The sequence below is a fragment of the Clostridium neonatale genome (assembly GCF_001458595.1).
GTDB classification, from domain to species: Bacteria; Bacillota; Clostridia; order Clostridiales; family Clostridiaceae; genus Clostridium; species Clostridium neonatale.
Window position 1 is genome coordinate 324,351 of the sequence record NZ_LN890327.1, and the last position, 11,929, is coordinate 336,279.

The following is an 11,929-nucleotide window of genomic DNA, read 5'->3' on the forward strand; positions in this document are numbered from 1 at the left end:
AGAAGTTTTCCATAATTAGTATGGAAATTATCTGAATGGAGTTTTAATTTCCTCATTTTATAATTAATGTATGGGGAGTGGTAAAATGAAGGATTATCGTGAAAGAAATTACTTAAATTTTTTATCAGAGGACGAGTATATTTCTTCTGAAGATATTGCATTAAAATTAGACATAAGTGGAAGAACAGTGCGAAATGAATTAAAGGAACTTAATAAAGTATTGGAAATGCACGGGGCAAAGATTGTAACTAAAACAAAATGTGGAAATATTTTAATTGTAGATAATAGAGAAGTATATCAAGATTATTTATCTGAAATAAATAATAAAACCTCTCATAAAATACCTAAAACTTCTCAAGAGAGAGTAGAATTTCTTATGGAATATTTGCTGCAATCGTATTCTTATGTGAAAATCGAAAATTTATGTAATTTGTTGTATGTTAGTAAAACAAGTCTTTCTTTAGATTTAAAGAAAGTCAGAGAGCAGTTACAAGTATATAACTTGAAATTAAATACTAAACCCAATCACGGTATAAAAGTTGAAGGTAGTGAATTTGATTTAAGATTATGTATGGCGAATTATGCAATGGACAATACAGGAGTTTTACAATCAGATTTAGAAAAAAGTAAACGTATTGAATGTCTTAAAATGATTGCAGATATACTAACGTCTTCATTTGAAGACGAGAAGTACTTAATCTCAGATACAGCATTCCAAAATTTAATTATTCATATTTATACAGCATTAAAAAGAGTTCAAGATAGCAATTATGTGCCAATAAATCATCAAATAAAAGAATTAGTAAAAGAGAAAAATCTCAATTTAGCAAGAGATATATTTGAAAAGCTAGAAAGTAGTTTTAATATTGTTATTCCAGATGATGAAGTTTACTATATAGCAATTCACTTAGCAGCCAAAGAGACAATATATGAAAGTAAATCGAACAAAAATATGGTGATAAGTGAAGAGATAAATAATATAGTGCTAAATATGTTGAAAGAAGTAAATGAAACGTATAAGATTAAATTCTTTGATGATTTAGAATTGAGAATGTTATTAGCATTGCATCTTATTCCATTCCAAGTTAGAATGGAATGTAGCATGATTGCTCATAATCCTATTATTAAAGATATAAAAACAAGAGCTACTTTAGCTTATAATATAGCAGTAAGTGCTTGTAATGTTTTAGAAAAAATATATAAAAAGCCAGTGTCTGATAGTGAAATTGGCTATTTTGCATTACATTTTAATCTTGCATTAGAAAGAAAAAAGAAAATAATAAATAAGAAGAATATTGTGATTGTTTGCAGCTCTGGAAGAGGAACAGCAAAATTGTTAGCCTATAGGTTTCAAGAAGAGTTTGATAAATATTTAAATAAGGTGATAACTACTGACATTTTAAATTTAAGAAACATAGACTTTAAGAATATTGATTATGTGATCACAACTGTACCTATTGATTTTCAAATTCCTGTACCTATTCTTGAAATTACATGTTTTTTAGAAGATTTGGAACTAGAAACAATTAAAGATTTCTTCAAAAAGAATAATAATCAATCATTATTAGACTTTTTAGATCCAGAGCTATATATTACAGATGTTGACTTTAGCAGTAAAGAAGAAGTTATTAATTATATGGTAAAGCAAATTAAGCAAGTAAAGCCACGTGTACCAGATAACTTTTATGAAGCAATTATGAAAAGAGAAAAACTTTCTCCGACGGAATTTGGTAACATGGTAGCTTTACCACATCCGTATAAAGTTATTACTGAAGATACTTTTATTTGCTTAGTGATATTGAAGAAACCGATTGTTTGGAATAAAAAGAAAGTTCAGTTGATTTATCTTATGTCAGTAACAAATCAAGAAAATCGAGATCTACAATATATTTATAAAGTAACAAGTAAATTATTTACAAATAAAAAGTATATTAAAGATTTAATACAAAATAAAGATTACAATATGTTTTGTTCAATAATAAAAGAAATAGAAAAAAATATATAGGGAGGCTCTTATGAATATACTGTTAAGTTGTTGTGCAGGTATGTCTACAAGTATTCTTGTAGAATGTATTTTACAAGAATGTGAAAAACAAGGGAAAGATTATAATATTAAAACTGTTGATCAAGGGATTTTAAAAGATGAAATTAATGGAGTTGACGTTATTTTATTAGCACCACAAGTTCGGCATATTTTGAAAAGAGTTGAAAAAATGACAAAGGGGCAAATACCAATAGGTGTTATTAAAGTAAAAGATTATGGTAAATTAGATGCAGCTGCTATTTTAAAATATGCAGAAGAATTATTTGAAAACCATTCAGCTCAAAAGTTAATTAAGTAGAATAATAATAAAAAAGCTTTATATTATTAATTTTGATCTAAAAAAAGAGACAATAGAAATCAAATTAATGCTTTAGGAGAGTGTAATTAATACACTTTCTTTTTTTATACTTAATGACTCATTAATATTAAGCTGAGTTGACCTTTAAGAGAGTGATTTTTTCATTACGTTGTTAACTATAACAATAGATAGAGCTATTATGTTTTATTAGAGTATATGTTCTTTTATGGTTTATAAATATTCTATAATCAGTAGTCGGAGGATAAATCATTTTAAATATAATTTTTCCATAATTAAAGTGGAAATAAAACTGGTGGAGAAATACTTTGAAAAGGTTTATATTTTAAATATAAAATATCAAGTGCACTAGATAAATAAAATAGAGGAGAAGATACATGGAAAATAAATACGAAAGTTCATTTGAACTAATTTTAAATGCAGGAAACTCAAAATCAAAATCTTTAATGGCAATTGAAAGTGCAAGAGAATTTAATTTTGAAGAAGCAGAATCTTTAATTAAAGAAGCAGCAGAGGATTTAAAAGCTGCTCATAATTCACAAACTGAGATGATTCAAGGTGAAGCAAGAGGAGAAAAACAAGATATTAATGTTATTCTCATTCATGCCCAAGATCATTTAACAACAGCAATGATTATGCTTGAACAAGCTAAAGAATTTACTAATATATATAGGATTTTAAAAGATTTAAAGGAAAGAGGGTAACAATATGAGAATTATGTTAGCATGTAATGCAGGAATGTCTACTAGTCTTGTGGTAAGTAAAATGCAAGAAGCAGCAACACAACAAGGTAAAGAATATAAAATTTGGGCTGTAGAAGAAGGGGAAATAGCTGAAGAGTTGGGGGACTTTGACGTGTTACTTTTAGGACCACAAGTTCGTCATATCTTAAGAAGGGTTACTAAATTAGTGGGGGGTAAAGCAAAAGTTGCTGTTATAGATGCACCTTCATATGGAAAATGTGATGGTGAGGCAGTATTGGCTCAAGCTGAAAAATTATATCAGGAGGGATAAATATGAAAAATTTTTCTAAAATTGAAGATGGATTATTATTGCTTGCTGAAAAAATAGATGGAAACAAATATTTAGGAAGTATAAAAAATGCATTTACAGATTTTGTACCATTTATTATTGTAGGATCTTTTGGAACATTATTAAATTCATTAATTGCAAATCAGAAAACTGGTCTTGCACAATGGATTCCGTTGTTAGCGAATTTAAAGCCAGCTTTTGATGTACTAAGTTTTGCAACTGTTTCGTGTATGACGATTCCAATTGTATTTTTAATTGCAATGCATTTAGCAAAAGATAATGAAATGCCACAATTTACAACTGGTGTATTAAGTTTATGTGCTTATTTAACTGTTGTCCCATCAACAGTGACTGTTATTAAAGAAGAATTAAAAGGAACAGCAGCTGGCCTTGGAACTTCTTCTTTAGGAGCACAAGGGTTGTTTGTTGGAATGTTAATAGCCGTTGTTGTCGCTCAATCATTTAATAAATTAATGAAGATTGAAAAAATAAAAATTAAGATGCCATCTTCAGTTCCAAAAGGGATTGCAATATCATTTAATACATTAATTCCAATTTTCATTATTCTCGTTTTATCTGCAGTGTTTGGAAACTTATTCAAATTAGGAACAGGTTATTACTTAAATGAATGGATTTATTCTGTTGCGCAAGCACCTTTAGAAGTGATTTTCCAAAGTTCGTTAGGGATTATATTTATGGCTATTCTTAGCCAATTGTTCTGGTTCTTAGGTATTCATGGTGGATTGATTATTGAACCAATCCGTAGCCCATTATCTGCTTCAGCTATTGCTGCCAATATTGCAGCAATAAATGCAGGAGGAGTTCCTTCAATGCCTATTACAAGAGGATTCTGGACAATTTTTGTTGTTTGTGGTGGAGCTGGAATTACTTTATCATTAATTTTTGTAATTCTAAAATTCTCTAAGAGAGAGGATCATAGAATGATTGCTAAAATGTCATTATTACCAGGAATCTGTGGAATTGGAGAACCAATTGTATTTGGATTACCACTTGTTTTAAATCCTGTGTTTGCAATTCCATTCATTATTAACTCTGGTATTGCAGCTGGAATTGCTTTAAGTGCAATAAAATTAGGATTTTTAACATGTAATACTGTTGATGCTCCCTTCGGTTTACCTATCTTTATTAATGCTATGTTATCATATGGATGGAAAGGAATAATTATACAAATTATTATTTTGGCTGTATGCACCATTATTTGGATTCCATTTGTATTAATGTCAAATAGAGCAAAGGAAAACGTATAACTAATGTTTTTAGAAAGGAGAATATAAATGGGATTTCCTGAAGGTTTTTTATGGGGAGGAGCGACTGCTGCTAACCAATTTGAAGGAGGCTTTAAAGAAGGAGGTCGTGGAATTGCTGTTTCTGATTTAATTACAGATGGCAATCAAGAATCACCTCGAAAAATATTTTATGAATTTAATGATGGAATACAAGGGAGTATTAGGTTAGGAGAATGTATTCCTATAGGTGCACATGGAATTCTTAAAGAAGGATATTATTATCCAAGCCACAGAGCAACTGATTTTTATCATCATTATAAAGAAGATATTGCTTTAATGGCTGAAATGGGATTCAAAGTTTACAGATTTTCTATATCTTGGACGCGTATCTTTCCTAATGGAGATGATGCAATTCCAAATGAAGATGGATTGAAGTTTTATGATAATGTTATTGATGAGTTATTGAAATATGGTATTGAGCCATTAGTAACAATATTACATTTTGATATGCCATTACATCTTGCAAATAAATATAATGGTTGGGAGAATAGAAAACTTATTGATTTCTATCTCAGATATGCAGAAGTTTTATTTAAGAGATGGAAGGATAAAGTTAAATATTGGGTTACTGTTAATGAAATTAATGTATTGGGTGGTTATTGGACTTTGGGATTAGCGTCAAATAATAGACTTGAAGGAAATAATTCTAATCAAGGGGAAACATCTTTTAAAGATGCAGGTGCTAAAATTCAAGCGATTCATCATTTATTAGTTGCTTCTTCATATGCAAATAAAATCGCACGTGAAATTAATCCTAAATTTAAGTTAGGATGTATGTTAGCACTATCTGGTATTTATCCTGCAACTTGTCATCCTAAAGATGTGTTTGGTGCTTATGATTTTAGACGTCGCGCCCTTATGTTTTCAGATGTTGTATGTAGAGGAGCTTATCCTAATTATGCTCAAGCTATTTTTGATGAATATAATTTTCAATTAAAGATGGAATCAGGAGATGAAGAAATATTAAAAGAACATCCAACTGATTTCTTAGCTTTCTCTTATTATCGTACAACAGTATTTGATAGGAATTCACCAAATACAACAACTACAGGAGGACAACAAGGATCTGCTAATCCATATTTAGAAAAGACACCTTGGGGTTGGCCAATTGATCCGGAAGGATTAAGATTTGTCTTAAATGAATTATATGATCGTTATCAAAAGCCTTTATTCATTGTTGAAAATGGAATGGGAAATATTGATGCTGTAGAGAAAGATGGTTCAATTAATGATGATTATCGTATTGATTATTTAAGAAGACATATTGAAGAAATGAAAAAAGCCGTTGAAATTGATCATGTAGATTTATTAGGATATACACCATGGGGCTGTATTGATGTTGTTTCAGCAGGTACAGGTGAAATGAAAAAACGTTATGGATTAGTATATGTAGATATGGATGATAAAGGTAATGGAACACTTAAGCGCTCTAAGAAAAAATCATTTTATTGGTACAAAAATGTTATTAAGACAAATGGTGAAGAGTTAGATTAAAATTTTTATTACTTAGTATTTAACAAGGATTGCTTTTTTATGGTCTTTTGTCTGTTGAACTCTAATATGAATTGATCTTAAATTAATAGATAAATTAGAAGAAGAGTAAAGAAAATGATATTTGAATTAATAATAGTGATTAATTATATAGAGTAATATCTTATATAAAGAAAAAAGTTTAAAGAATATTTTAATATTTTCAACGAATTAAAGATAGACAAATAATTAATTTTAAAAGAACAATTAAATTAATGCTGAAATTGTTTGTTTAGAGTTGATATTAAAACTAATAAATAAGTGTTTGAAATGGGGCTGTCGCATTAGCAGTTAAAAACTGCTAGCGGCAAGCTCCGTTTTTTATAAATTTAACAAGCTTTATTTTTTAAAATAAGTCATCCCTAAAATAAGTCGACTTTAATAAGCCCTATTATTTTAGGGATTTTTTTATGTAGATTTTTAGGAAAAATAAGTTAAGCACATCGATTTAATTTAAATAAATGAGTTCCTGTTTTCTCTAATTTTTTAGTTCTTTCTTCTAATGGAATTTTGCAATTATGTCCTTTTATACAGTTTTTCTTAAATTTACAGTTAGCACAATCTTCACAGACATAAAGTGTTTTTTTGCTCTCATATCCAGTTTTTGATTTTCTTATATATGTATTGGTTGCATATAATTTTTTGTTATTGGTGTTAGTGAATAAATGTTAATATATAAATGATTTTAAGGGAGAGATGAATGATGAAGATAGATCATTTTTCACATCTAAGAAATTGTTTGAGATGATAAAAGCCTAGTGAATATAGAAGTAAAGGTAGAAACATAAAAAAAGCTGCCATAAAAATGACAGCTTTTTTAATGTTTAAACTTAAGCAACTTCATACTTAGTAACAACTCTTTGAGTAAGCTTAGCAGAATTTTTGCTTATTAAGCTTCCAGAGTCAACTAAGAAGATGTTTTTTTCAATTATAAGGTTCATAAGGGCTAAAACTTGAGCTTCTTTGATGTCATTTTTAACACCAGTGATACTCATATTTGTAGTCTTACCACCTTCAGTATTGAAAGTCATTGATAAGATGTATTCCATAGAAAATATCCTCCTTTCGTAGATTTTTAATAAATGATGCTATTAAGCCTGAGTTAAGCTTGAAGTAACATTTATTAAAGTGTCACGTGTTTCACCATCCATGATGTTTTTGATTGCATCAGCAACATCATATACAGCTTGAAGATCTGAATCTTCTTTAACATTTGAAAAAGTCTTTTTAGCAAATGTTGGGTCGCCGGCTTTATCTTGTCCGTTTTGTACTTCTATGCTTATAGAAGTTGATTCTACAGCTTTATTTACTGCCATCTTAAATTCCCCCTTTCATTTTTGATCACATAATATATATGACTTTAAAATGAAGATTACAGAAATTACTTATATTTTTATATAAATATTATTAGTAAATTTAAATTATAAAAAGCTTGTAGCATTGCCATAAGACATAAAAATTGGGCCACGTAGGTGAGTTTAATTTAGCTACTTTTTTATAATTTCAATAATGTGTAATAGTCAGAAAGTATGTAGTAATTAATAAAATTGATCTTTGAAAACTGAATAATTCGATATTGGAAAGTATGATATAATTAGCTCATAATAAACAGATAAATTAGAATTTGGAGGTTAATCATGAAAAAATGGTATGATGAGGAGTACGAATGGGAAATTGAGGTGATAGGGTTTCTTCGGAGTGACCACACAGAGCGGTATTGCCGAAACGGCGAGGAAGTTGGAGATAAGTATACCTGCACCTATGGCTGTCCTGTAAATACGGATGGACAGGGTATTTGCTCCAAAGTAATGATGATTATGTTCCCAATCATGGAGGCTGTCAGAAGTGATGGAAATTTAGAGAATATTGGTGGAAATGGCAAATATAGCAAAGATATTGTATGTCCAGATGGCTGCGTTATGTTTAGGATGACGGCCAAGAAACTTGGAAATGAGAATTTTTATAAGGGGAAGTTTTTCGATTAGCTTTAATTTTTATTGTGTTTAGTTTGAAGATAGACCAAAATGTATAAATTTCAGTCTAGATATGAGCTTATTATTACTTAAAAAATAAATAACACCATGTTGTGTGGAATAATGTTTATGGAGTTTTAGCTGATAACAATGCTCTTAACTGGTCTTATTGGGATAAGTGGCTTTGGTTTATTTCAACGACTAGTTTTATCATTTTTATAATTAATTTAATCATAGTTGCATCAAATAAAAAAATAAATAGAATTAAGTTATGAACAGTTTTAAACAACTATTATATTAAAAAAGTAATGGAAGGAGAGAAAATATAAATGATTAATAAAATTTTTTTAATAAAAGTAATTGGATTAAGATAATACATGTCATTCTATTTATTATTACAGGAATGTATATACTAGAATCTATATTTATTAGAGGACTATTTAGTAATGTTATTTTAGCTTGTATTAATATTATATTAAGTATTGTTGCATTTATAATAGCATTTATAAAGAAAGAGTATAAATTAATCATTATTGATTTTGTTATTCTTAGCATAACTTTATTAATATTTATATATCTAATTTATATTTAAAACATATATTTTTAGTAATAACAACTTTAAATTTATTAAAATACCGTATTATTCAAAATGAATATGCGGTATTTGGGGTACGCAATTCTAAAATAGTATATATATTTTAATTATAAAAATTAAAATAAAAAGAGCACTAAACAATTATAAAACTGTTTAGTGCTTTTCCTCATGCAACATGATCAGAATCACCAGTATCAATAACTATGCCAAGCTTAGTAGAAATAATTGTGTTTAGTTTATTAATTGAACTTGAAAGGCTTCTCATCTGTTTTTCCAATCTTATTAGTAATAATGATAGGTAAACCTTTGAAGCAATCTCCGGTTTTTCCCCCATTCCACACCGTGCGTGAGACTTTCACCTCACACGGCGTTCCATCAATTTAAAAGTAAAGTTTGTTATAACGCAGAATTCTTATAAAATACTAATTGTTTCGAGTTTAGCCTTTTTTCTTAGAATATTTATTTTATTTATCATTGGTTTAGTTATGTTTAATAGATCCATATATTCATTAATTGTTTTATCTTCTGTTGCATGTATTAGAGAATGTACATCATTTTTGACAAGTATAAGATTTTTATAAGTGTCATCTCCGCCAAGCTCTTTAGGAAGTTTATGATGGCAGATGAATTCACCTGGTATTAGTACATCTCCAGTAATAGCACATTTGCCACATTGTGCACAGTATAAAGAAATTATATTATCAGAAAGTTCAACATTTTCATTAGTTGTTTCTTCTACTATAAGTTGATGAATAATGCTTATATCAACTTTTAAAGAATTGTGTATTTCTTTCCGTCCCATAGGAGTGTAGTCATTAATTATTTTCTTTTTATATTTGGGAATTGCATTCCGTATATATCCTATAGGTGTAAGGGGATATCCATCAACAAAGCGTATTTGAGCACTATGTCCATATTTTTCCTTAAGATACCCTGTTTTTATTGAACCCTTCTTTTGAAGTCTTTTCTTTAGCCTGTTTTCAAGTATTTTTTTGATTTGAAACTGTATTTTACCAAAATCGTTGCTAATGAGTGTGGCGTATTGATAATAGTTATGAACACCCCATACATATGAGTTGTACAGATTTATATTGTTTCTTGATTGAATATTATTTTTACATCTTTGCATATCTTTTATTTTATTTCTTAGAGTATCTGCAATGTTTTTGGCAGCTTTATCTGAAATATGCGATTTAACGATATACTTATTCCGTCTTTTGATTGCTTTAATCTTAAAGCCAAGGAATTCTGAGTATTTTGTCTTTAGATTAACTATTTTAGATTTTTCTTTACTTATTTTCAATGATAGTCTTTTAATCAACCATTTTTCGGTAGCAATAAATATTCGTCGAGCATCATTATAATTCCTACAGAAAATTTTAAAATCATCTGCGTATCTTACAATGTAAATTTCTTTAAGCTTAGTCCTTCGTAGTGCTCTAAATTTAGAAGAATTACAACTATAATTTGTTTGGGATTTCATATTTTCCCATTGATTAGTTATCCACCAATCTAATTCATTAAGAACAATATTACTAAGTAGAGGACTTAAGATGCCACCTTGAGGCGTTCCTTTAGAAGGAAATACAATACTTTTATTTGCCATTATTATTGGAGCTTTTAACATTTTTGTTATAATGCATAAAAGCTTTTTATCTTGTATTCCTAGTGTCCATAATTGCCGACGCAATTTTTTGTGATTTACATTATCAAAGAAACCTTCAATATCAATGTCAACTGCATAGTGTAGATTATAACATTGTATCATTCTATAACATTGAGAGATAGCATGTTCTGCAGACCTGTTAGGTCTGAAACCGTTGCTTCTTTCATGGAATTTTGCTTCACAAATTGGTTCAAGAATCTGCAGTATACATTGTTGTACAACTCTATCCATTATGCAAGGTATACCTAGTGGTCTTGTTTTGCCATTAGGTTTAGGAATATCAACACGTTTAACTGGTTTGGGATTGTAGTTTGTAAGTTTTTTACGTACTATATTAATTATGCTTTCTGTAGATAGTTTTGCTACATCTTCTATGTTTCTTTTATCTACACCTGGTGTTTTACTTCCAGGATTCTTTTTTATATTCCTATAGGCAAGCATAATATTCTGTTTTGATAATATAAGTGGCATGAGTTTAGTAAAAACTTCACCATCTGTACTTTTAGCATAAAGATTATCAAGTATATTTGTCATATTATAATATTCTGAGTTTCTTAGTTTTTGTTTCTTTCTTATTTTATGAGAATCCAATATAGTTAATATCTCCTTTCTGAGACCTTCTTTAATCATACTCGAATCTACATTGATTGCGTTAACAAACTTTTGTTTTATAAATTGACTTGAGGCTATCCCTCCACAGCTTATTATCACTGTTTCATAGGTACTATGCCTCTACTCTCACTACAATAAAGATACTTATAGTTCTTCGATATCACCGCTTCATCGGCTGATAAACGCCTCTGCGTTTGTAGCTTTCCACGTTCCAATATTTATCCCTGTACATATATCTTTAGGTGCTTTCTTTAAGCCTGTGTACTTGATAGTGCCTGTAACACTATATGGAAGTTCATACTTACCAATTTTACTAATCCACATACACGGTATATTAATACCATATGTATTTCTACATATTCAGCGTCTAGACTTGTACAATCGAAAGTTTGTCTGCAAAATTAATTGCTATTCTCACCATAGATATTTTATAGGCATCCGACCTATGGGCTACACCACCCACCTCTGGGCAGATTTCGTTAGTTGGGTATAATCCACAATTCTTTTCGGTAGCTTTCAGCCGACTTCACCGAGCTTTTAACAACTTATTTTTTATCCAATAAATTGCTAATCGGAGTATTAACGAGAGCATTTCAGGATGTTACTCCATCATTCTACTCATGAAAAATATTAGTTCTATTAAAACTAAAGGTTTTAATGTCTAAGCTTTTCACTTAGAAACGTGTCACACAGTAAGCACTAATTGCAACGGGAAATCCAACATTGCCTATAAGTCCTATTAAATCATTAACTTCCATATTGTATCACCTCCTTTATATCTCATGTACTTGCTTCTACACAGACATAATTCATTTATGCATGATATATATATGATCTTTTAAGGTGAATTACAG

12 protein-coding genes are annotated in these 11,929 nt (G+C 29.2%); 7 read left to right on the forward strand and 5 right to left on the reverse strand.

Translation table 11 applies throughout. From position 1 onward, the window contains the following. The first annotated feature begins 85 nt into the window (after window positions 1–85). The 6 genes from BN2920_RS04945 (at window position 86) to BN2920_RS04970 (ending at window position 6,193) form a co-directional block, all read left to right on the forward strand. A complete protein-coding gene (locus tag BN2920_RS04945; RefSeq protein ID WP_058293910.1) occupies window positions 86–2,005 on the forward strand; it encodes a BglG family transcription antiterminator in 1,920 nt (639 codons plus the stop codon). Between the two features lie 10 nt (window positions 2,006–2,015). Further along, window positions 2,016–2,342, forward strand: a complete 327-nt coding sequence (locus BN2920_RS04950) for a PTS sugar transporter subunit IIB (protein ID WP_058293911.1) — start codon at window positions 2,016–2,018, stop codon at window positions 2,340–2,342. Window positions 2,343–2,737: 395 nt separating this feature from the next. Continuing rightward, on the forward strand, window positions 2,738–3,064 hold the full coding sequence (locus BN2920_RS04955; protein ID WP_058293912.1) for a PTS sugar transporter subunit IIA: 327 nt from the start codon (window positions 2,738–2,740) through the stop codon (window positions 3,062–3,064). Between the two features lie 4 nt (window positions 3,065–3,068). Then, on the forward strand, window positions 3,069–3,374 hold the full coding sequence (locus BN2920_RS04960) for a PTS sugar transporter subunit IIB (protein WP_058293913.1): 306 nt from the start codon (window positions 3,069–3,071) through the stop codon (window positions 3,372–3,374). A 2-nt stretch (window positions 3,375–3,376) separates the two neighbouring features. Next, complete coding sequence (locus tag BN2920_RS04965) at window positions 3,377–4,660, forward strand: PTS sugar transporter subunit IIC (RefSeq protein WP_058293914.1); 1,284 nt, start codon at window positions 3,377–3,379, stop codon at window positions 4,658–4,660. A gap of 27 nt (window positions 4,661–4,687) precedes the next feature. Beyond that, window positions 4,688–6,193 (forward strand): glycoside hydrolase family 1 protein, encoded by a 1,506-nt coding sequence (locus BN2920_RS04970; protein WP_058293915.1) that lies wholly within the window; start codon window positions 4,688–4,690, stop codon window positions 6,191–6,193. 866 nt (window positions 6,194–7,059) lie between these two features. Here BN2920_RS04970 and BN2920_RS04975 read toward each other — a convergent pair. Together BN2920_RS04975 and BN2920_RS04980 are read right to left on the reverse strand one after the other, a co-directional pair. After that, window positions 7,060–7,278: a DUF2922 domain-containing protein gene (locus tag BN2920_RS04975; protein WP_058293916.1), complete on the reverse strand. Its 219-nt coding sequence runs from the start codon at window positions 7,276–7,278 to the stop codon at window positions 7,060–7,062. 42 nt (window positions 7,279–7,320) lie between these two features. Continuing rightward, window positions 7,321–7,545 (reverse strand): DUF1659 domain-containing protein, encoded by a 225-nt coding sequence (locus BN2920_RS04980; RefSeq protein WP_058293917.1) that lies wholly within the window; start codon window positions 7,543–7,545, stop codon window positions 7,321–7,323. Window positions 7,546–7,866: 321 nt separating this feature from the next. On the opposite strand from BN2920_RS04980, the gene BN2920_RS04985 reads away from it, so the two are divergent. Then, a complete protein-coding gene (locus tag BN2920_RS04985; RefSeq protein ID WP_058293918.1) occupies window positions 7,867–8,214 on the forward strand; it encodes a TIGR04076 family protein in 348 nt (115 codons plus the stop codon). Between the two features lie 749 nt (window positions 8,215–8,963). Here the strand turns inward: BN2920_RS04985 and BN2920_RS21630 are convergent. From BN2920_RS21630 to BN2920_RS21635, 3 genes are all read right to left on the reverse strand, one after another. Then, entirely contained in the window at window positions 8,964–9,131 is a 168-nt protein-coding gene (locus BN2920_RS21630) for a hypothetical protein (RefSeq protein ID WP_172437853.1), read from the reverse strand. A gap of 78 nt (window positions 9,132–9,209) precedes the next feature. Beyond that, complete coding sequence (ltrA, locus tag BN2920_RS04990; protein WP_479680402.1) at window positions 9,210–11,174, reverse strand: group II intron reverse transcriptase/maturase; 1,965 nt, start codon at window positions 11,172–11,174, stop codon at window positions 9,210–9,212. Between the two features lie 69 nt (window positions 11,175–11,243). Further along, window positions 11,244–11,399: a hypothetical protein gene (locus tag BN2920_RS21635; protein ID WP_172437929.1), complete on the reverse strand. Its 156-nt coding sequence runs from the start codon at window positions 11,397–11,399 to the stop codon at window positions 11,244–11,246. Window positions 11,400–11,929 lie beyond the last annotated feature (530 nt).